The organism is Paenibacillus sp. J31R34 (assembly GCF_059383715.1).
In genome coordinates this window covers 135,438-158,002 of record NZ_JBXENU010000013.1, presented here as the reverse complement: position 1 = coordinate 158,002, position 22,565 = coordinate 135,438, and the positions used below count along the sequence as shown (strand labels likewise).

Below are 22,565 nucleotides of genomic sequence, written 5' to 3'. Positions count from 1 at the left end.
AAAAAGAGCATCAGGAGGCTGTGCGCGTTGAAAAGAAAGTCCCGTAAAAAGAAGTTTAAAGTGAAAAATGCCCTTATTTCCTTGCTTATTATGCTGGCCTTGGCCGGAGCGTCGTATATGGGCTGGCTCGATGAGCTGGCGAAAGATTGGAACACGGCAGAAGGAACAGATTACACATTATATTTTCCAACGGATCGATACCCGGAGACAGGCAAGCATATCAAAGATGCGATTGCAGCAGGGAAATCCCCCATTTGTACGATTGATCGGGAAGGCGCGGATCAGAATCGGAAGAAATCTTTGCAGGGCGTCAAAGTGAAAAAAGGCTTTGATCGCGATGAATGGCCAATGGCTATGTGCGCAGAAGGCGGGAGCGGAGCGCATATTGCTTATATTGACCCATCGGATAATCGCGGGGCAGGGTCATGGGTGAGCAACCAGCTGGAGAAATATCCTAATGGATCTAGAATTGCTTTTGTCATCAAATAAGAAAGCACTTATTGTAGGTTAAAGTCTAATTGTCTGCGTTGCTGCAGAGGATTGGGCTTTTTTTTATATTCAGGGGCTGGGTGAATACCGTGTTGCATATTGGGTTCAAACATAGACTGGTGTAACGATGATAAAAGTCTATTTTTTATATTTTTGAATAGGAAGCAAGCAAATAACCAGGTAAAGAGGGATGAAGATGAACAGGGGACGGAAATCGCAAGAGCTGAGCAAATGGATTAAGCAGCTCCAACACGTAAAAGGTTTAATACGTCAAAATCGTGTTAAACGAGCTAGTGCACATATTCGACATGTCATTTCGGCATGCAGGCGCACAGTGAGTAAAAAGCGTTAATGCTAAAAAATAATGGGAGATGAGCAGGTTGGCGAAAAGAAGAGCAAGTTGTTTGCGTAAATTAAATCTCGCCATTCTTGAATTGAAATTAGCGCGGAGGCTGGCGGGTAGAAATAATATTGTCCGGGCGGAACGCGAAGTGATCGATTCGATTTTGCTGCTGACAGAGGCACTGAAATGTCTCGATGAGCAACGTAATAGGAAACCTCGGCATAGCCATATTCACTGGTCAACACATGCAAGACGGGGGAAACGCGGCCCGAGGGGCGCTAGGGGGCCAAGGGGAGTTAGAGGTTTTAGCGGTTCAGCTGGAACGGATGGGTCAACTGGAGCAACGGGTCCGGCAGGAGCACCGGGAGCAGCAGGAACTCCTGGCGTAGTAGAGCAGCCTGGAGCGATGGGCCTTCCCGGTGCGATGGGTCCAGCGGGATTGCCTGGCGTGCAAGGAGCTGCGGGAGCCATTGGGCCAGCCGGGGAGAATGGCGCTGCGGGAGCTACAGGAGCGACTGGTGTAACTGGAGGAACAGGGGCCGGATTGGGAGGAATAGTGGCCTTTAATCCGCTAGTTGCTGCAGCATATCCAGTAAATCAGGTCGTTACATTCAATGGCAGCACATATATTGTGAATACGGCGCCGCCTAGCGGGGTACCAGGGAACTCAGCAGACTATACACTGCTTGCCGGTGCAGGAGCCGCTGGTGCAGCTGGAGCAAACGGGGCTGCTGGTTCCGCCGGAGCGACGGGAGCGACTGGCGCAACGGGGGTGGGACTGGAAGGGATGGTGGCTTTTGATCCGCTGGTCGCCCCAACATATCCAGTAAATCAGACAGTTACATTCAATGGGAGCACGTACGTCGTTAACACGGCACCTCCAAGCGGAGTACCAGGAAACTCGGCAGATTATTGGATGCTTGCCGGTGCAGGGGCTACTGGTACGACTGGTACGAAAGGTGCTACGGGGGCAGGAGTGACCGGAGCGCCTGGTTCTACAGGTACAACTGGAGTGACCGGGGCAACTGGCGTTACAGGGGCAGGGGTTACAGGCTCGACCGGAGTAACCGGGGCAACGGGCATTACCGGAGAGACAGGAGCTTCAGGCTCGACTGGGGCGACTGGTGTAACTGGGCTTACAGGTGTGACGGGCTTGACCGGAGCAACAGGTGTGACTGGAACGACTGGATCGACCGGAGAGACGGGAGTAACAGGTATAACCGGAGCGACTGGAGTCACTGGCGCCACAGGAGTGACTGGAACGACTGGATCGACAGGAGAGACGGGAGTAACAGGTATAACCGGGGCGACTGGAGTCACAGGTGCAACAGGTGTGACTGGATCGACCGGTGCAACAGGAGTTACCGGAGAGACGGGAGTCACAGGTGCAACAGGTGTGACTGGAACGACCGGATCAACAGGAGTGACCGGAGAGACGGGAGTAACAGGTATAACCGGAGTGACTGGAGTTACTGGATCAACAGGTGTGACTGGATCGACCGGATCAACAGGAGTGACCGGAGAGACGGGAGTAACAGGTATAACCGGGGCGACCGGAGTCACAGGTGCAACAGGTGCAACAGGTGTGACTGGATCGACAGGAGCGACCGGAGAGACGGGAGTAACAGGTATAACCGGGGCGACTGGAGTTACTGGATCAACAGGTGTGACTGGAACGACCGGATCAACAGGAGCGACCGGAGAGACGGGAGTAACAGGTATAACCGGAGCGACCGGAGTCACTGGAGAAACAGGTGTGACTGGAACGACTGGATCGACCGGAGAGACGGGAGTAACAGGTATAACCGGGGCGACGGGAGTCACAGGTGCAACAGGTGTGACTGGAACGACCGGATCAACAGGAGTGACCGGAGAGACGGGAGTAACAGGTATAACCGGGGCGACTGGAGTCACAGGTGCAACAGGTGTGACTGGATCGACCGGTGCAACAGGAGTGACCGGAGAGACGGGAGTAACAGGTATAACCGGGGCGACTGGAGTTACTGGATCAACAGGTGTGACTGGATCGACTGGATCAACAGGTGCAACCGGAGTCACTGGTGCAACAGGTGTAACCGGAGTGACCGGGGCAACGGGAATAACCGGAGCGACGGGAATAACCGGAGCGACTGGATCTACGGGTATAACAGGAGCCACTGGCGCAACAGGAGCGACTGGCATTACCGGTACTACCGGCACTACGGGTGTTAGTACGACAGCTGTTTCTTCTTTTGCAGCCAATACGACGGGAGGCATTATTGCGGTTGTGCTTGGAGGTACGAATGTACCGCTCCCAAGCTCTCAAAATATCGCCGCAGGCATAACGGTCAATGGGGCTAACGATACGTTCACAGTTGCTGCAACCGGCAGATATTATATTACGTACCAAATTAATTTGACAGCGTCGTTACTGGTCGGCTCGCGTTTATTAATAAACGGGGTAGCAAGTACGCCCTCAACGTTGGAGCCGGTATTGAGCTTATCTGCTTTCAATAACGATATCATTATTGGGTTGACCGGAGGCTCGACCGTAACCCTTCAATTATTTGGACTTTTGGGTGCGGCAACATTGCTTGGAGGCAGCGCTGGGGCGGCACTGACCATTATCCAATTAAGCTAATGCGCTAGTTGGGCACCAAGGCAAGTGTGAATGAATAGGATGGGTCAATAGAATCAACTCGCAGGAGTGTGGTTTCATTGATCGCGATCAGTCTTTGCATGATAGTCAAAAATGAAGAAAAAACATTGGCGCGCTGTCTCTCCTCTATCGCCCCCGCTGTAGATGAAATTATTATTGTCGACACAGGCTCGACCGATGCTACAAGGGAAATCGCCGCCGATTTCAACGCTCGCGTCGAGTCTTTTGCCTGGGTGGATGACTTCGCCGCCGCCCGTAATTTTGCATTCTCGCTTGCATCGAAGCCTTATATGATGTGGCTGGATGCGGACGATGTACTGGAGGTATCCGAGCTGCACAAGCTGAAGGCACTCAAACACCAGCTCGACGATACGGTGGACTCCGTCTCTATGGATTATCACCTGTCATTTGACGAGTTCGGCAACGTAGTTAACAAGCTGCGGCGCAATCGCATCGTTAAGCGTGAGCGGGGCTTTCAGTGGATTGGCGCAGTACATGAATACTTGGAGGTTTACGGAAACATCGTTCATTGTGATGTGGCCGTTACACATAAAAGCCTCGGGCATGACAGCGACCGCAATTTGACCATGTATGAAAATCGGCTCCGCAGAGGAGAGATTTTCACCCCGCGCGACTTGTTTTATTACGCCAACGAGCTGAAAGACAATGGCCGTTACGATTCGGCCATTCGTTATTATGACAAGTTTCTCGCTACCGGAAAAGGCTGGATCGAGGATAATATTCTCGCTTGCGGACGGCTTGCGGACTGCTACCACGAGCTGAACGAGCCTCGTAACATGATGGATTCCGTGCTGCGCTCCTTCTATTACGACAAGCCTCGGGCAGAATTTTGCTGCCGCCTTGGGTATTATTTTTTGCAGCGGGATGAGCTTCAGATGGCTGTTTATTGGTATAAGCAGGCGCTTCACGCGGAGAACACGGACACAACAGGCTGGGGTTTTGCGAATATAGCCTGCTCTACCTGGCTGCCGCAGCTTCAGCTATGTGTCTGCTACGACCGTCTGGGTGACTATGAAGCGGCCCATTTGCATAATGAGCAGGCGGCCAGCTATCGGCCCGAGGATGAGCGAATGATAGCGAACCGGGAATATTTGACCCAGCGGTTAAGCAAGAGGGATGAGGGAGGGGTCGTGCTTGTCTGAGAAAAAAAAGCGTGTGCTCATTGCTAGTCCCGTTCAGCAGCAGCCGACGATTCTGGCGTTGTTTCTCGCTTCGCTGAAGCGTCTCCATGCAGACCAGTTGGAGCTAAGCTACTTCTTCATTGACGATAATACGGATGTTACGAGCAGCCTGCTGCTGGAGCAGTTTGCTGTTGCTCGCGAGGGTGTAACCATTATTACCCGTTCAGAATCCTCCGATAGCCCTGACGTGTATGTACGCACCGATACGACGCATTGCTGGAGTGAGCAGCTCATTTGGAAGGTTGCCCATTTTAAGAATCGAATTATTGAGCATGCAATAGAACGTCAGTTTGACTACGTATTTCTGCTTGACTCCGACCTGCTGCTGCATGCCAGAACGCTGGAGCAGCTAGTATCGGACGACAAGGATATTGTTTCGGAAATTTTTTGGACCCGCTGGCAGCCGGATGCTCGCCCTCAGCCGCAAGTATGGCTGCATGACGAATACGGACAGTGGGAGCGAGGCAGAGGCGAGCAGCTGAGCGATGAAGAAATTGCGGTACGCTTGGAGCAGTTTTACGCCAATGTAAGCGAGCCAGGCGTGTATGAGGTAGGCGGTCTTGGCGCATGTACGCTGCTGAGCAGACGTGCGCTGGAAGCAGGTGTGCATTTTGGCCCCATCAGCAATTTAACCTTCTGGGGGGAAGACCGGCATTTCTGCATTAGGGCGGCTGCGCTTGGCTTGCGCCTGTTTGTGGATACCCACTATCCCGCCTATCATATTTACCGCAGTGCGGATTTAGCTGGGGCGGAGCGGTTTCTACAGAAAGAAATAGAAGTCCAGCCTAAGGCTAGAGGACGGCTTACGCTGTCGATGGTCGTAAGGAATGAGGGCAGCCGCTATTTGCGCCAGGCGCTGGAGCAGCATCGCCAGTATATTGATGACGCGGTCATTATTGACGATGGCAGTACGGATGACACAGCCGATGTGTGCCTACAGGCGCTGGAAGACATTCCGGTTAAGCTGATCCGCAACGAGTTTTCGCGCTTCAGCAATGAAGTTACGCTTCGGCAGCAGCAGTGGGAGGAGACGTTGGCTGTAAATCCGGAGTGGATTCTGAATCTCGATGCGGATGAATGGTTTGAGCAAAGCTTCGTTCAGGAGCTCGAAACCCTGCTGCAAAACCGTACTACGAATGTATTTTGCTTCCGGTTATACGATTTCTGGAGCCTTCATTCCTATAGATCGGATGCGATTTGGCGGGCACATGAAAGCTATCGCCCTTTTTTGCTCCGCTATGATCCAACATTTGATTATAAGTGGAAAAATACACCGCAGCATTGCGGGCGTTTTCCCGCTAATATTTTGGAGCTGCCTCATCAGCTGTCGGATATTCGCCTTAAGCATTATGGCTGGGCGAAAGACGAGCACCGCCGGGAGAAGCTGCATCGCTACCAGATGCTTGACCCCGATGCCAAGTATGGCTGGAAGGAGCAATACCTGTCCATTTTAGATGTCAATCCACAGCTCGTGGAGTGGCAGGAATAGCTGGCATAAGCATGTAAAAAAAAGCATCCCCACTCATCACGAATGATGAGTGGGAGATGCTCTTAATCTTTTTAGCGGATGTACGATTACAAAGGGCTTAACGCAAAATTCGGCCAATAATGCCGCCGATCCCGCCTTCATTATTGTTGTTATTGCCTGCATTTCCGCCCATATTGCCAGCGTTTCCAGCATTGCCGCCATTGCCGCCGTTGCCACCAAAGGTGTTCTGGAAGGCGCTGCCTTGCTCTTGCGGCTGGTAGCGGTTGTCATCAATGCCGAATTTCACGCCGCTTTGACGCTCGAAAGGCTGAATAATAACGACTTGCCCAGGCTCATTGAACTCATACATATACGATTCACCGGAGGTTTGTCCGATAAAAGTTTTCCAGTTCACGTCAAGCTTCACTTTAGGTGAAGGGCCTGTCCATGCAACGATTGCATCGGGATCGACGCGGCATGGAGCTTGCAGAACGAGCGGGTTGCCGTTCGTTTTCACTGCGACTTGAGCGCCTTGGCCGTTGTAGGAGAGCTTGGAGGTGAAAAGTCCGCGCTGGGAAATGACACCGGAGCCGATGACCGTAACGCCGTAGTGGCAAGTTTCAGTAAATGCCAGCAGGTCTTCACTTTCAACGCTGACGTGCTGCCAAGGGCCGCCTTGCTCCAGATTAATGACAGTCACATGTGTATTCTGATCAGCAAGATATACGGAGCCTTGTCCTTCGACTTCCATAATTTCAAGGTTTTCGCCTGTAATACGGCGCATGCCGTGGTTCAATACTTGTCCAACAATGTTGCCGGAGTTTGTGCCAAGCAAGCGCTTGGAATATTTAAATTTGCCGTTGTAAGCCTGATCAGCGACCATAGAGCCCTTTTTAGCGAAAAACTTGCCTTGGCCTTCAGCTTTCAGAAACAGCTCGCGTTCCACTTGAAATTGAAATGGCATATGAGTTGACCTCCAGTTAGATGTGTAGTGAATTACATAGCGCCGTAATGCGCGCAAATGCCAGCCAGATCAAGCGTAAGGCCTGTGCCTACCGCATTGAATTTCCATTCATTGTTGTGGCGGTATACTTCTCCCGCTAGCAAGGAAATGGAAGTGGAGTAGTCCTCGGACAGATCAAAGCGGCAAATTTCAGCTCCGTTCGCCTGGTTGACGATCCGAATGTAGGCGTTGCCGATTTGGCCGAAGTTTTGATTTTTGCGAACAGCGTCATCAATCGTCACGGTAAATACAATTTTCTGAATGTCAGGAGACACGCGGGAAAGCTGAATTTCTGCGGACTCATCGTCGCCGTTTCCTTGCCCGGTCCGGTTGTCGCCGTTATAGCGAACCGAGCCATCCGGGCTGTTTAAATTGTTATAAAAGATAATATGACCGTTGGATGGAAGCTTGTCCATTTGGTTTAAAAGGAAGATTTCAACATCAAGGTCGTAGCTCTGACCTTGCAAGCGATTTGTATCCCAACCGAGTCCAACCTTTAAGTGATCGAGTCCGGGGTTATTTTTCGTTAAATCGAGCTTTTGTCCTTTGGACAATACGAGTCCGCCGCCGAAGCCGCCAGCTTGAGGAGCAGAAGCTGCGCCAAACGAGCCTGCATTTCCAGCGTTCTGGAATCCACCCTGCTGAGCGCCGCCTTGAATGCCACCTTGTTGAATACCGCCTTGCTGAATACCGCCTTGCTGAATACCGCCCTGTTGAATGCCACCCTGCTGTATACCACCTTGGATACCGCCCTGAATGCCGCCTTGTCCACCAAAATTGTTTCCACCGTTTGAATTCGATCCAATACCCATTTGTATTGCCTCCTCAAATATAAAATAAGAGAACCATCTGCCTCGACAGTTGATCACCTTGAAGCGCTTAACAGGCCAGAATGGTGAAATTTGTCGATTTTGTGTAAGGATATGAAACTATTTGTAGTATAGCAGATTGTCATTGTAGTTGTTAATGGTTTTACAGTCCCTCTGCAGCAGGGATGTCTGATTAGATACGGCGAAGCGATAGCTTGGTTGCATTTTTTGAAATATAGGAAAGGATATGATTTTCCCATCCTTTCTCCATATTTCTCGGAATGAAACGCGCTGCGCCGCCAGAGGACGGCGGCAGCCGTTTACGCTTAGAGCAAAGAAACATAACAAAATAGATGACAAAAGAGAACTATAAAAACAAATTGAATCTCCTATTTTTTTCAAGTAGTTCCTCTATAATGATGTGAAGCGCTTTCAAATCTATTTATCATATAGGAGGTTCGCATGAATAAAAAACGCAAATGGATCGCGGCCGCTATGGCCCCAGCTATCGTTGTTTCAATGTTTTCTTCTGCTGCTTTCGCTCAATCAGGGGCGGAAACTAAGGCGTTTGCTTCCGATATTCAGGGGCATTGGGCGAAAGCTGCGATAGAGAAATGGCGTGCACACGGAATTGTAAGCGGTTACTCGGACGGAGCTTTCCATCCCGATGGCAGCATGACCCGGGCGGAATTTGTCGCGGTTATTAATCGAGTATTTGGTTTATCGGCTCTGTCTGCTTCCGCCTTCAGCGATGTGCCGGAGACGGCATGGTATGCGGGCGAGCTTAGCAAAGCGAGGGCTGCGGGATATTATGACGGGTTTCCGGGTAACGAGGCAAGAGCGGAGCAGCCTATAACGAGGCAGGATGCGGTGACGCTGCTGGCGCGTGTTTTCGAGCTGAAAGCGGCGGAGAATGCGGCTTACGCGGGCTCCTTCAAGGATAGCAGCCAAATTTCCAGCTATGCGAAAAATGCAATCAACGCGCTGCAAGGTGCTGTCAGCGGCTACGAAAATGGCGCTTTCCAGCCCGCGGGTAAAATTTCTCGTGCCGAGGTCATAACCTTGGTGGACAAGCTGGTGGCCGAGCTGTATGCCAAGGCCGGGGATTATACAGCGGCGCAAGCGATTTCGGGCCATGCGATCATTAATCATGCAGGCATTACACTCAAAGATGCCCAAATTGCCGGCAACCTTTATTTGACTGCTGGTATTGGAGACGGTGAGGCAGCGGTCGAGCATGCCATTGTGAATGGGACGACGTTTATCGCGGGCGGCGGCGAGCATACGGTTAGCTTTCATGATTCTACGCTGGCAGGCTTGGAAATTAACCGCAAGGATGGCAAGGTGCATGTTGAGGCAGACGGTGAAACCAAGATCGACAGCATCGTGACTAATAGCAAGGCCATACTAGAGCTGGGCGACGACGCGGAGGCAGACAGCATCGTGCTGAATCAGCCTACGGAGCTGATCACCGGCCCGGGCACAACGATTGGGCAGTTGACGGTGCAAGCCGATTCTGTCACTTTTAATGGAAAATCGGTAGCTAAAGGCAGCTATGCATTGAAAAATGGTACGCTGACGCCAGTTGGCACAATCACAACGCCGGGAACGGGCACATCGTCAGGCGGCAATGGCAGCAGCGGAGGCAGCAACAATGGCGGTGGAAACAGCGGAAATACGGAGCAGACGGTCAATTTTGTCGATCAGCATGCAACGGCTGAGACCAAATCATTGTTTGCCTATTTAAATGGCGTGCGCGGCCATGAAATTTTGTTCGGCCACCAGCATGCAACGGATGAAGGCGTGACACTGACCTCTACGGATGGCTCGCAATCCGAGGTGAAAAATTCGGTCGGCGATTACCCTGCCGTGTTCGGCTGGGATACGCTTAGCCTGGAAGGCAAAGAGAAACCGGGCGTGCCGAACAATATCGAGCAGAGCCGAATTAATCTCACTGCTGCGGTCAAGAACGCCCACGAGCTCGGCGGTATTGTGGCGCTCAGCACCCATTTTCCAAACTTTGTGACCGGCGGCAGCTTTAATGATACGTCAGGCAATGTAGTTGCTCATATTTTGCCGGGCGGCGACAAGCATGCGGAATTTAATGCCTTTTTGGATACGATAGCGAACTTCGCGAATAATGTGAAGGATGATGATGGCAAGCTCATCCCAATCCTGTTCCGTCCTTTCCATGAGCAAAACGGCGGCTGGTTCTGGTGGGGCGCGAAAACGACAACCACAAGCGAATACAAGGAGATTTTCCGCTATACGGTTGAATATCTGCGCGATAAGAAGGACGTTCGCAACTTCCTGTATGTTTTCTCGCCAAATGGCTCGTTCGGCGGCGCAGAAAGCACGTATTTGACGACGTACCCGGGCGACGATTACGTCGATATATTGGGAATGGACCAATACGATAACAAGGAAAATGCGGGTTCGCAAGGCTTTTTTAACGGGCTGGTAAATGATCTTGGCATGATTTCAAGGATGGCCGACAGCAAGGGGAAAATCGCGACGTTCTCCGAATTCGGCTACAGCCCGGAGGGGATGAAGACAACCGGGAACAATAATACGACCTGGTTCACCGATTTGCTGAATGCGATTAAGTCCGATGAGGACGCTTCGCGCATTGCCTATATGCAGACATGGGCGAATTTCGGCCTCGGCAACAATTTGTATGTTCCTTATAAAAATGCGCCAAACGGGCTCGGCGATCATGAGCTTTTGCCCGATTTTATAAACTTCTATAACGATTCCTTTACAACATTCCGCAATGAGGTGCAGGGCGTATACGGCCATACGGTTGTGACAGCGCCGGAGCAGCCGTTCCTGCATATTGCGACGCCAACGGATAACAGTATTGTGGGCAGCTCCGTCACGATTCGCGCGCGGGCGCTGGAAATCTCACCGACGAAGGTCGTCTATACGGTACAGGGGTCGGATACGGAATATCCAATGGCGCTCAATAGCGACGGATTTTTTTATACGGCGGATTGGTCTCCAGCAGCAGGCTTAAATGGCAAGACGGCGGCGCTGAACGTCAAAGTCTATGTTGGCAATCAGGTCGTGTTGACGCAAACGGCGACGGTATCGGTGCAGGCAAGCGAGATTTTAATGAAAACCTACAGCTTTGACCAAGATACAGAAGGCGTAGTCAAAAATGGCGATCCGGGCACGTACCCGGAAACGATGGGGCTGACCGTTCAGCATGATGTTTTTGACGGCAACGGCGTATTGAAGCTGGATGCCCAGCAGGCGGCGGCAGCCGATACGTGGCAGGAATTCAAGCTGGCGCTTCCGGCGCTTGATGGCGGAAATGCACTGGCGGATGTGAAGCGCATCAAGCTGGATGCATGGATTCCGCTAAGCGCGGGAGATGCGAATGCGACAATTAGCAGCATTGCGATGCTTGCCCCGGATTGGGATACGAAATATGGGATGACGACGACCAAAATCAAGCTGTCCGAACTCCCGCAAGTAACGGTGGGCGGCACGGTGTATGCGAAATATTCGCCGGTCATCGATTTGAATGAGGTAGAGAAATCCGCAGCGGCGACGGGGCTTGCTCTTTCTTTTGTCGGCAGCGGATTAGCAGGTGATTTTCCGATCTACATCGATAATCTAAGCCTTTACAGCACATTCGCAGAAGCGGAGAAAGACCCGGCTGTAGTGGACAACTTCGAGACGTACCAAGGCAGCGATGCCGCTCTTGCAGCGAAGTTCATTCATGCGGGCGGTGATGCGACAGCTGTAGTGCTGGACGGCGTGCATAAAAGCTCGGGCAACTATGCGATGAAGCTGGACTACACGCTGGGAACTTCCGGCTATGCAGGCATTACGAAGGTGCTGGGCGGAGTAGACTGGTCCACGTTCAACAACCTGAAATTTTGGATGGTGCCGGATGGCAGCAATCAGAAGCTCGTTATTCAGCTGCGTGTGGATGGCGTCTCCTATGAAGCGTATCCATCGCTCGCGGGCACAGCGGGACAATGGGTCAGCCTGCACTTTAATGAGTTTACCGTTGCTCCGTGGGATACAGGAAATGCGGGCAAAAAAATTAACAAGGTCAGCTTGAAAAATGTACAGGAGTTTTCCGTGTACGTGAATGCCATCAACGGAGCAACGCTCAACAGCACGCTTTATTTTGACGACATTGAAGCGATCAACGATGGAACGGGCGGTGTGCCGAATGGAGGCTCCGGCCCGGGAAGCTCCCCGGCAGAATCGGGAACGCTGTATGGATTTGAAGCGGACACAGCAGGCTGGGCCGTAAGCTCGAATGAGGCACAGGCCACAGATGCAGCGATTACAGCGGATGAAAAGACGGAGGGCGACCATTCGCTGACGTCTACCTTCTCGCTGGCAAGTCCAGCAGGCTTTGAGCTGACGAAGGTTGCGGCAGCCGATTTATCGGCAGCTGCGGCGCTCAGCGTCAAAGTGAAGCTGTCGCAGGGTACCGCCGATGCCCGTCTATATATTAAAACAGGCAGCACATGGGATTGGCATGACAGCGGAACGGGCGTGGTCGTCGATTCCAGCGGATTTAAAACGTTGACGCTCCCGCTCTCCGGCCTGACGGGACTCGAGAGCGTCCAAGCAATCGGCGTGAAAATCGAGCCGACAGCCGGACAGATCGGTACAGCAGCTGTCTATGTAGATGATGTTTATGTGGAAGGTAGCGGGGAGCCAGGAACGAGTGGGCTCACGTATGATTTTGAAAGCGGAGCAGAAGGCTGGGCTATTAACGCTGATGCTAGCAATGCTTATAATACGGCAAACGCCCGTGATATGGTCGTGTCGACCGATGCGGCGTCATCAGGAAGCAGCTCGCTGAAGGTGGCTTTTGACCTGAACGGCGGCGAGTTCCAGCTCAGACGGCTTGGTGCGCTGAACTTGGGCACAGCGGGCACGCTGTCTGCCAAGTTCAAAGTAGTGGCGGATGGGAATGCAACGCTCGGAGGAGCGGTTTCCGCGAAGCTGTTTCTGCAAACGGGCGGCGGCTGGAGCTGGTTTGCACCGAATGAGACGGTTTCTTACAGCGGTGATGGATTCGTAACGGTAAGCTATGATTTGTCAGGCGTGGTGGACAAAAATAATGTCCAGGCGCTGGGCATTCAGGTGTTTACACCAAGCGGCTCGACAGGCGCAGCTAAGGTTTATTTGGATGAGGTTAAGGCGCAGTAATTGCGAATGTAACGGCAAACAAGGGAGGCCCTATGCGGGCCTCCCTTGTTTATTGTAAAGTCCAATCTCCCAACAAGGAGACATGCCAATTTTTAATAAAAGGTATAACAGTAGTTGTTGCATTCGTAAGGTAAATGGCAAGAACGATTAATGGAATGTGTACAAGCTGCATTTTGTAGAAATGCTTAGCATTTTTAAAATTTAAAAATAGATTTAGTCCTACAACTAATTGAGCTAAAACCAGACTCACAACGATATTAAGTAAAAACATATCATATACAATTTCGCGTGAGGCAAAGAAGGGAAAGGTCGCTGATAAATGAAAAGCAAATTTATCAATTAAAATATAAAACATAATCCAATACACAAAAAGATAGACCAAAGACAGGAGCGATAAGGCAATTACACGCAGCATATGATGCCATTCAACCTTCCTATTGAAAATAAAATCCGGATAATAGATGATTTTCTTAGTAGAATATATCATTGCGGTTTAAAGTTGTATAGCCAGAGTGCGAATCGGGCTTTTTCACGTACAGTATTCGCGGCCTACAGTCATTAATCTTCGGACTTGCGAAACGAATCCAGATAGTTGTGAATGTCTGCTTGAGGCGTCTCAAGCAAGGTCGCCAGCATCGTTTGAATGGAGCGCAGCGATTCGACCTTTTGATCAATCTCAACTATTTTGCCCCGCACATATTCCTTTAAGGTTTCTGCATCCATATCACGGCCTAGCAGATGCAGCACTTCCTGAATTTCCTTGAGGGAGTAGCCGAGCGACTTGGTGTCCTTGATGAATTTGATCTTGACCAAATAATCGTCCGAGTACAGACGGTAGCCACCTTGGCTGCGGCGGGGAGCCGGAAGGATGCCGCTTTCCTCGTAGTAGCGAATCGTCGCCATGCTGAGCCCGGTTTTTTTGGCAAGCTCGCCGCGTGTCATGCCTTCCATGCGTGTTTCCCTCCTTGATCCTGTCCATAGGTTTATTGGGCAGCTGCTTTTTTCGTATAGTTAGGGTCAAAAATAACCTCGGGATAGTCCGGCGATGGCCCAGCCAGCAGCGGCTGTGATTCATTTTTCAAATATTGATTGAAGAAGGCGGTGACATAAGAGCGGGTAATATCTACCGTATGGACGGGGTCGACGCCCTTGGCGAACAGCTTAGGCGACAGCAGCGCGATGTCGGTAAAGCTCTGATGGATAAAAGGCTCCACAATCATATAATAGGTGTCATTGGTGCTCTTCGTCATGACCGAATCCAAATCGGAAGGGAACTCCTCGAAATAGACATAGGATTTCTCCGTAGTCGCTGGGTCAAGGTTTTTGGCTGTGTCGCCCGTCATCAAATACATAAATGGCTGCTTCAAGCCGTTACGGGCTACATCGCCCCAAAATCCGCCCTCCAAGCTGACCCCCGCCTTGAAACGGGCATCCTGTGCCAGTGTTTCCGCGGTTGTCGCCCCTCCATAGGAGTGGCCGAAAATGCCGACGCGGCTCAGATCCAGCTTGCCTTCAAGCCTGTGATCGGGGTCCTCCTGATTCCATGCTGTCAGCGTATCGAGCACAAAGCTCGCATCGGCTGCACGAATGGCGACTTCTTTAATATTATTGTCGTAAAGCTCCGCTGTAGTTGGAAATTCGGGTTCAGCATCGTATAAAATCGAACGGCCATCTGGAAAATCAACCTTCGCTGATGTAAAAGGATGATCCATGCCTACGACGATGTAGCCATTGCTGACCAGCTCCTCAATGGCCGTCATGCTCTGAAAGCGGGTCGAGCGAATACCGGGTGAGAATAGGACAACCGGATAGCTCGCTTCAGCAGCGGATAGCTCGGCCCCTTCTACGACATGCGTCGGAATGTTCGTCACATGGCTGAAAAGTTGCTTCGGTATGCCGAATACGAGGCTGATCGCTTCCCCAATTTCCGAAGGGTAATGCTCAGTTGATGCACCTTCGGTATTATTTTTATCTACCGGATACCATATATTTATCATCAGTTCGCGCTTGTCATTCGAATCATCACTGTGCGTCTCGTCGCGGGATTCATCCGTTAGATGGCGTGCGATGGTGCCAATGCCATAGCTGCCGCTAGGCTCAGGCATTGTGAAAATCGGCAGCAGCATGCTCGCAAATCCGGAGAATCCGCTAAGTGCGATGACGGTAAGGGAGAGAAGGCTCTTTTTGAAAAGAGACCTGGAACGGATATGATCATCGTAAGGCTTCAACAGTCGGCGGACTAGGACAATAATCAAAACGAAAGCTACAGCGTAGGCGGCAACCATTTGGATACGGAAATGATCGATTAAACCATGCAGCAGCACTGCCAGTACAACCGCGCCCAGCATCCCGGCATCGAGCCGCTTCGTTTTTCTTGCGAATAATAGGCCTCCCGCCGCCGCTAAAATAACCAGAATGAAAATGACCTCTACTATTTTCATTATACAATACCTCCATTTATTTCTGTATTCTCCGTCCAGCAGGCCGGAAATCTTGTATAAACAGAGTATAAAGGTTGAAGTATACTGCAAGGTCAAGGTATTATTTTGGAGCATTTTTTAGAGAAAAAAGAGCGGACCTAGCAAGCACTGTGCTACTATATTGGCAAATCGTGCACGATGCTGACAGAAAAGGGGACTAGCTGTGTTTTACTCATTAAAAAGCCGACTGATTGCCGTCTTTATTTTATTATTCGTCCTTTCTTTTGGCGCTATGTCTTATCTATTATTTAATGAATCACGCTCCATTATCCGCTCTTATATCGAATCCTCGGCACTGGAGAAGATGGAGGAATACGGCGCCTACGTTGACATGGTCCAGATGCAAATCTATGATCTTGCTTCACTCGTGTACAATAGCGATACGACGAAAAACTGGGAAGGGGCTGTTTCGGACCCGAAGCTTGCGGCGGGCGAGAAGATGCTGGCCAATATAAAGCTGAGCGGCTTTCTCACGCAGGCGATGAACAGCTACACCAGCGTGTCGCGGGTGACCTTTTACCGCTCGGACGGCACATGGATCAGCAGCGACAATCAGGTCGTATCCGACCCGAGCCTGCTTGAGCAGCAGTGGTATAGCGATTTTAAAGCATCGGGAACCCACTGGGTGGCCAGCCATTTGGACCCGGTGGAGGCGCGCTACAATAACACGCATCCGGTTGTCAGCATGCTAATGCCAATCGGAACCTTCGAGCCAAGCCGTGCCCGAACCGTAATGAAAATTAATGTGAGCAGCGACTACTTCCAGCAGCCGCTCAATCGGATTCATCTTGGTGAAAGCGGTACCATTTATTTGATGGATCAGGGCGGGCAGCTGCTGCTTTCCCCGCCTGAAGCTGGCGCACAGACCGATATGCAGGCTGCTATGGGGAAAATTCGCGGAGATAAACGCAAGCAGGGCGTTATTTATATGGATTCGGATAAGGGGAAAACAGATATTGTCGTATATAAAAAGCTGCAAAGAACAGGATGGATTCTTGTTGGCTTCGTGTCTGAACAGGACTTGTATGCGAAGCTGTTCCAATTGCGCAGCAGCATTATTTTATTCGCATCCCTATTGCTCGTATTATCGGTTTTTCTCGCCATCTGGCTGTCCCAGAGCATTTCGAGGCCGCTATCCCGCCTCATATCCGCCATGCGCCATGTTCAGCGGGGCGACTTCAATCAGGCGGAGCTGCGCCTGCCGCCGGAAATCAGTATCCGCAACGAGGTAGGCTTTGCGACGGTGACCTTCCGCAATATGGTGCGGCAGCTCCGGCAGCATATCAAAAGCGAATTTGAGCTGAAGCTGCTGCGCCAGCAAGCGGAATACAAGGCGCTGCTGATGCAGATCAATCCGCATTTTTTGTTCAATACGCTGGAGCTGCTGAGCAGCCTCGCCATGCAGAAGCGGACCGATGATACGGTGCAGGTCATCGAGTCGCTTGGCAAAATGATGCGTTTCTCGCTGCGAATGAGCGATGATGTGGTGCCGCTGCGCGAGGAGCTGAAATATGTGAAGGATTACGTGGAGATTTTGCAAATCCGCTTCGGCGGGCGGCTGAGCTTGATCTTGAGGGAGGAAGGCGAGCTTGCGCATCTGACCATTATTAAATTTATTTTGCAGCCGCTAATTGAAAATGCCGTGAAATACAGCTTCCAGCTTCAGCCGGAGGCCCGAGTAGAAATCGTGGTCAGCAGGGAAGACGGCCGCATTGTTATCAGCATAGCGGACAATGGTCCAGGCATCGCAGACGAAATGAAGGGCCAGCTTGCGGAACGCTCGGCCGCCGCGCGTATGGACATGCTGCTAAGCAGCCGGGACAGTCAGATTGGCCTGAGCAACGTCATAGCCAGATGCAGGCTGTATTACGGCGAGCTGTTTGATATTGAGATCAATGCAAGCAGATGGGGTGGTGCGCTAATCGTACTGGCACTGCCGATACAGGAGGAGGGTAAGCATGTATAAGGTGCTGATCGTGGATGATGAACCAGAAATCCGGCTAGGACTGCGGCTCAAGGTGGATTGGGAGGAGCTGGGCCTATGTATTGCGGGTGAGGCGGCGAATGGCATGGAGGCGCTGGAGCAGTTGGGGCGCGATGCATTCGATGTTGTCCTGACAGATATGAACATGCCAGTGATGGACGGGCTGTCTTTTTTGGACGAATGCCGTAAGCTTTATCCCGAAATTACACTGATTATCCTTACAGGCTATGAGGATTTTAATTATGCGCATGCGGCTGTCCGCCATCAGGCACGCCATTATTTGCTTAAGCCGGTTGCACGGGATGAGCTGACAGAGGCGCTGCTGAAGGTTAGACGGGAGCTGGATAGGGAGCAGGAGAGCCATCGACAGTCCGAGGATATGAAATGGCGCCTGACCCAGTCTTATCAGGAAATGCAGGAGCATTTTCTGCGTTATCTTATCCGGGGCGAGGCGGGACGAGAGGAAGCGTTATTAGAGCGGGCAAGGCTGTTTCAGCTAGAGGAATGGGGGGAGCGGACGGTTAGATTTATTACAGCAGGGCTAGAGCAGCGCGGTCAGCAGCTGAATCAGGCGGATCAGGCTGGTCGGCTGAGCCGTATGCCTGAGCAATTCAGCCTCCCGTTTGAACTGATATGCCGTGAGCTGGCAGAGGGTTACTCTGGTTCGGTTCTTGCCGTTCGGGATGAGCATTATCACGGCTTGATGCATATCGCCCTGCTGGAAGGAGAGGAGGAGCTAGCGAATTTTGTACAGAAGCTGCGGGATATGGTGTATGCGCATCTCGGATTTGCGCCATCCATCGGCAAAGGAAATGCCGTGAAGGGCTTTAAGCAGTGGAAGGAGGGCTGCATGTCCTCGCTCATCGCCTGGAATTTGGCGGAGGCGCAAATTAACCAAGGTGAACGGATAGCGGAGGAGCCCTTTCTGCTTCCGAAGGAGACGGTTGATTTAATTCAGCGGCTGCTGGAGCGGGGAGAAATGGAGCAGCTTGTTAAAATGATGGAGCGCGAGCTGAAGGAGGCGCTTGGCGTATCGCGAATCCGGTTCGTTAAGGCGATTTTCCAGTTTAATCTCGTCTTGGAGGCACAGGCGCATGAAGCGCAGGTGCCGATAACGGGAGGCGAGCAGCTGTGGCTGCGCCCGGAAATGGCGCTTAACTTAAGCACGGCGGAGAAAGCCTGCCAATATTTGATGCAGCTTGCCTCGGCTATCCATGACAAGCTGCAAGGGGCGGAGGAGGGCGCCGTTGACTCGGTTTTGGAGGCATCCAGGCAATATATCGCGGAAAACTACATGTATGATTTGAATTTGACGATGCTCGCAGAACGATTTAATTATAATTCATCCTACTTCTCGGAGCTGTTTAAGGCGAAATCGGGAAAAACCTTTATTCACTATTTAACTGATGTCCGAATGGCGCATGCGACCCGCCTGCTGGAGGAAACCGGGCTAAGCCTATGGGATATATCCGAGCTGTCGGGCTTTTCCAACGCAAGCTATTTCAGCTCCAAATTTAAAAGGCTGTACGGTATGACGCCGTCCGAATTTCGCCAGCGTCTATCTGAAAAAAGTGATAACGAACTCCCGAAGAAATGATATGTTGCCAAATGCTATTCCTGCGTATGATTGGTGTACGAATGCAGCTTGCTTGCGTACATCAATCATTAGGAGGGATTTTTGCCATGGGCGTTTCCCGCAAAACACTGGCCCGCGAGCAGAACCAAACCGCTTATTTGTTTCTGCTGCCGTGGCTGATCGGTTTTTTCTGTCTGACGGCTGGGCCGATGCTCGGCTCGCTGTACCTGTCCATGACCAAGTACAATTTGCTGTCCCCGCCATCCTGGATCGGGATGGATAACTATGTACAAATTTTTACGAATGACAGCACATTTACCGGCTCGTTATGGCTCACCTTCAAGTATGTATTCATTTCCGTGCCGCTCAGGCTGGCTTTTGCACTGCTTGTAGCTATGGCGCTCAATAAGGGCATCCGGGCACTGGGCATTTATCGGACGATTTATTATATCCCTTCCCTGCTTGGCGGCAGTGTTGCTATCGCTATCGTATGGCGGCAAATTTTTGACGGTACGGGAGTGGTAAATAAGGCGCTTGCCTGGATCGGCATTAAAGGGCCGTCGTGGATCGCCCACCCGGATTACATTGTGTATACGATTGTGACGCTGTCGGTGTGGCAGTTCGGCTCAGCGATGGTTATCTTTCTGGCAGGGCTAAAGCAAATTCCCGCAGACCTCTACGAAGCGTCCCAAGTGGACGGAGCGAGGAAGTGGAACCAGTTCGTCAGCATTACGCTGCCGATTCTGACGCCGGTTATTTTTTTCAACCTCATTATGAGTGTCATTCATTCTTTTCAGGCGTTTACACCAGCCTTCGTCATCGGTGACGGTCGCGGCGGGCCGCTGGATGCGACGATGTTTTATACGCTGTACTTGTATTTGAAGGGCTTCTCCTTCTTTGATATGGGCTATGCCTCAGCGCTCGCTTGGATCATGCTGCTCATTATCGGATTGCTGACGGCGATTATATTCATCACCTCGAAATATTGGGTGTTTTATGGGGACAACAAGGACGGGAGGTAAGCGTAAAAGATGACACACCGTATAAAATATGGACAAGTACTGAGGCATGTGCCGATTATCATCATGGGTCTGCTAATGATCTATCCCGTTCTATGGCTGATCAGCAGCTCCTTCAAGCCGAACCAGCTTATCTTCTCTGATCCGGGCATCTGGCCAAGCTCTTTTACGCTGGAAAATTACGTGAATGGCTGGCGCGGCTTTCAAGGTATCAGCTTCAGCCGTTTTTTCGCTAATTCCTTTGCGATATCGCTCACGAGCGTGCTTGGAAATGCGATTACCTGCTCGCTTGCTGCTTTTGCTTTTGCCAGATTGACCTTTAAGTTCAGCAAGCTGTGGTTCTCGCTAATGCTCGTCACCATTATGCTGCCTTACCATGTGACGCTGGTGCCGCAATACGTCATTTTCAACGAGCTGCAATGGATTAATACGTATTATCCGCTAGTGCTGCCGAAATGGTTCGCGACGGACTCGTTTTTCATTTTGCTCATGGTTCAGTTTATCCGGGGTATTCCGCGCGAGCTTGATGAAAGCGCGACGATTGACGGCTGCAGCCAAAAGCAAATTTATTTTCGCATCATTCTCCCGCTGCTCGTTCCCGCACTGATTACGACGGCGATCTTTACGTTTATATGGACATGGGATGATTTTTTCAGCCAAATGATTTATTTGAGCGATATTCGGCTGTTCACCGTCCAGCTTGGCATTCGGGCGCTATTTGATCCATCGGGCTCCTCGGATTGGGGTGCGCTGCTGGCGATGTCCGCCTTATCCCTGCTCCCCATTACGGCGGTTTTCCTGACGTTCCAGCGTTATTTTCTGGAGGGGATTGCTACAACAGGCTTAAAGTAGCGAGTGAGGCCATCCAGCATCCGAAAAAATTGCAAATGAACTGCCGAAATAATGAAAGGCCTGGCGGGCGAGGTTTACAGTAAGATGGCGTTGTAAGCGTTTTATACGAACAAAAATATCGAAATTGGGGGAGATTGGCATGAAGCGGCGTATTCTATTTTCAATGCTGGCAGCATTAATGGTAATTGTGACGGCATGCTCGGGAGGTACGGGAGCAGGAGGAACGGCATCCGGCACTAATGGAGGCAAAACAGATGGAACGGGCAATGGCAGTGGCGGTAAAGGACAGGAGCAGGTAGAGCTGCGCATAATGTGGTGGGGCGACCAGGGGCGGGCAGACCGTACAAACCAGGTGCTGGAGCTATTTCAGAAAAAATACCCGAATATTAAGGTGCAGGGCGAGTTCGCGCCTTCATCCGGTTATTTTGACAAGCTGAATACCCAGCTCGCATCGGGTACACCGGCGGATGTTTTTTTCCTCGGCGGCAACGTTGTCGATTATGCCAATAAAGGAGTTTTGCTGGAGCTCGACCCGTATGTAGGCAGCGAGCTCGATTTGACCGATATGGATGAATCGATGGTGGAATACGGTACACTGGGCGGTAAGCTGCTTCATATATCTGCAGGGGCGAATGCGAGAGGCATCCTGATTAACACGAAGCTGTTCGAGCAAGCGGGCATTCCGGTGCCTCAGGATGGCTGGAGCTGGGACGACTACGCCGCAATCAGCAAGGAGCTGTCTGAAAAGCTGGGCGATGGCGTATATGGTACCTACAATTTTACGGTAGATGGTATGGATATTGCCCTTAAGCAAAATGGCGCGCAGCTTTACAATATGGCAGAAGGCAAACCAGGCTTTACAGAAGAGCAGGCGCTGAGCTGGTTTAAATACTGGGAGGCAACAACAGCGGGCGGCGGTGTCGTGACACCGGAGCTTGCGGTATCGAACCCGCCGAGCGATCCAAGCAAATCGTTAATCATAACGGGAAAGGTAGCGATGAGCCTTATTCCGTCCAACCAGTTCGCCGCTTATCAAGGCTTGACCGAGGACACGCTGACGATGGTGCAGCTGCCTAGAGGTCCGAAAGGAACGGGCGTCGTTTTCGAGTCCAGCCAAGGACTATCAGGCTATGCAAAAACAGAGCACCCGAAGGAAGTGGCGATGCTGGTCAACTTCTTCATTAATGATCCAGAGGCAGCCAAGGTGCTCGGCAATGACCGCGGCGTTCCTGTTACATCCAAAAATAGAGAGGCGCTGCAGGCTGAAGCAAGCGACGCAGACCGCATCGTCTACGACTATACAAGCCGTGTTTCGGAAGCGACAAAAACGGAGCCTTTCGCGGTCAGCTACAATCCTCCTGGCTTCGCCGAATTTTCCAAGCTGGCGGAGACGACAGTTCAGGAAATCGGTTTTGGCCGCAAAAAGGTGGAGCAGGCGGTTGCCGACTTCTACAACGGCACGCTGCAAATTTTTGCGAAAAATCAATAAGCAATGAAGTGCATTGGCGAAGGGCTCGC

Annotated in this window: 15 protein-coding genes; 10 read left to right on the top strand and 5 right to left on the bottom strand. The window is 51.3% G+C overall.

Annotation, left to right across the window (positions count from 1 at the left end; genetic code table 11):
- Window positions 1–117: 117 nt before the first annotated feature.
- The 4 genes from AC50YG_RS27955 (at window position 118) to AC50YG_RS27940 (ending at window position 6,161) form a co-directional block, all read left to right on the top strand.
- The gene (locus AC50YG_RS27955) at window positions 118–489 is read left to right on the top strand and encodes a NucA/NucB deoxyribonuclease domain-containing protein (RefSeq protein ID WP_494831767.1); all 372 of its coding nucleotides are present in this window, start codon (window positions 118–120) and stop codon (window positions 487–489) included.
- A gap of 380 nt (window positions 490–869) precedes the next feature.
- Window positions 870–3,452: a BclA C-terminal domain-containing protein gene (locus AC50YG_RS27950; protein ID WP_494831738.1), complete on the top strand. Its 2,583-nt coding sequence runs from the start codon at window positions 870–872 to the stop codon at window positions 3,450–3,452.
- A 77-nt stretch (window positions 3,453–3,529) separates the two neighbouring features.
- Window positions 3,530–4,633 (top strand): tetratricopeptide repeat-containing glycosyltransferase family 2 protein, encoded by a 1,104-nt coding sequence (locus AC50YG_RS27945; RefSeq protein ID WP_494831736.1) that lies wholly within the window; start codon window positions 3,530–3,532, stop codon window positions 4,631–4,633.
- Window positions 4,626–6,161 (top strand): glycosyltransferase, encoded by a 1,536-nt coding sequence (locus tag AC50YG_RS27940; protein ID WP_494831734.1) that lies wholly within the window; start codon window positions 4,626–4,628, stop codon window positions 6,159–6,161. The genes AC50YG_RS27945 and AC50YG_RS27940 overlap by 8 nt, the downstream gene beginning before the upstream one ends.
- A 97-nt stretch (window positions 6,162–6,258) precedes the next feature.
- Here the strand turns inward: AC50YG_RS27940 and AC50YG_RS27935 are convergent, their stop codons facing one another.
- The gene (locus AC50YG_RS27935; protein ID WP_473758619.1) at window positions 6,259–7,104 is read right to left on the bottom strand and encodes an AIM24 family protein; all 846 of its coding nucleotides are present in this window, start codon (window positions 7,102–7,104) and stop codon (window positions 6,259–6,261) included.
- A gap of 32 nt (window positions 7,105–7,136) precedes the next feature.
- Entirely contained in the window at window positions 7,137–7,697 is a 561-nt protein-coding gene (locus AC50YG_RS27930) for a TerD family protein (protein ID WP_341282817.1), read from the bottom strand.
- Between the two features lie 717 nt (window positions 7,698–8,414).
- Here AC50YG_RS27930 and AC50YG_RS27925 point away from each other — a divergent pair.
- Window positions 8,415–13,136, top strand: a complete 4,722-nt coding sequence (locus tag AC50YG_RS27925; protein WP_494831732.1) for a glycosyl hydrolase — start codon at window positions 8,415–8,417, stop codon at window positions 13,134–13,136.
- Window positions 13,137–13,185: 49 nt separating this feature from the next.
- Here AC50YG_RS27925 and AC50YG_RS27920 read toward each other — a convergent pair whose 3' ends face one another.
- The 3 genes from AC50YG_RS27920 to AC50YG_RS27910 form a co-directional block, all read right to left on the bottom strand.
- Window positions 13,186–13,551, bottom strand: a complete 366-nt coding sequence (locus AC50YG_RS27920) for a hypothetical protein (protein WP_473758621.1) — start codon at window positions 13,549–13,551, stop codon at window positions 13,186–13,188.
- Between the two features lie 143 nt (window positions 13,552–13,694).
- Window positions 13,695–14,087 carry a MerR family transcriptional regulator gene (locus tag AC50YG_RS27915; protein WP_494831730.1) on the bottom strand — a complete coding sequence of 131 codons (393 nt, stop codon included), beginning with the start codon at window positions 14,085–14,087 and terminating at the stop codon, window positions 13,695–13,697.
- 32 nt (window positions 14,088–14,119) lie between these two features.
- A complete protein-coding gene (locus AC50YG_RS27910) occupies window positions 14,120–15,577 on the bottom strand; it encodes an alpha/beta hydrolase (protein ID WP_494831728.1) in 1,458 nt (485 codons plus the stop codon).
- 202 nt (window positions 15,578–15,779) lie between these two features.
- Between AC50YG_RS27910 and AC50YG_RS27905 the strand changes: the two genes are divergently transcribed.
- The 5 genes from AC50YG_RS27905 (at window position 15,780) to AC50YG_RS27885 (ending at window position 22,536) form a co-directional block, all read left to right on the top strand.
- Entirely contained in the window at window positions 15,780–17,582 is a 1,803-nt protein-coding gene (locus AC50YG_RS27905; protein ID WP_494831726.1) for a cache domain-containing sensor histidine kinase, read from the top strand.
- Window positions 17,575–19,197 (top strand): response regulator transcription factor, encoded by a 1,623-nt coding sequence (locus tag AC50YG_RS27900; RefSeq protein ID WP_494831724.1) that lies wholly within the window; start codon window positions 17,575–17,577, stop codon window positions 19,195–19,197. The genes AC50YG_RS27905 and AC50YG_RS27900 overlap by 8 nt, the downstream gene beginning before the upstream one ends.
- A gap of 86 nt (window positions 19,198–19,283) precedes the next feature.
- Window positions 19,284–20,198 (top strand): carbohydrate ABC transporter permease, encoded by a 915-nt coding sequence (locus AC50YG_RS27895; protein WP_473758626.1) that lies wholly within the window; start codon window positions 19,284–19,286, stop codon window positions 20,196–20,198.
- A gap of 9 nt (window positions 20,199–20,207) precedes the next feature.
- Window positions 20,208–21,047: a carbohydrate ABC transporter permease gene (locus AC50YG_RS27890; protein WP_494831722.1), complete on the top strand. Its 840-nt coding sequence runs from the start codon at window positions 20,208–20,210 to the stop codon at window positions 21,045–21,047.
- A 139-nt stretch (window positions 21,048–21,186) separates the two neighbouring features.
- Complete coding sequence (locus AC50YG_RS27885; RefSeq protein ID WP_494831717.1) at window positions 21,187–22,536, top strand: ABC transporter substrate-binding protein; 1,350 nt, start codon at window positions 21,187–21,189, stop codon at window positions 22,534–22,536.
- Window positions 22,537–22,565: the final 29 nt, after the last annotated feature.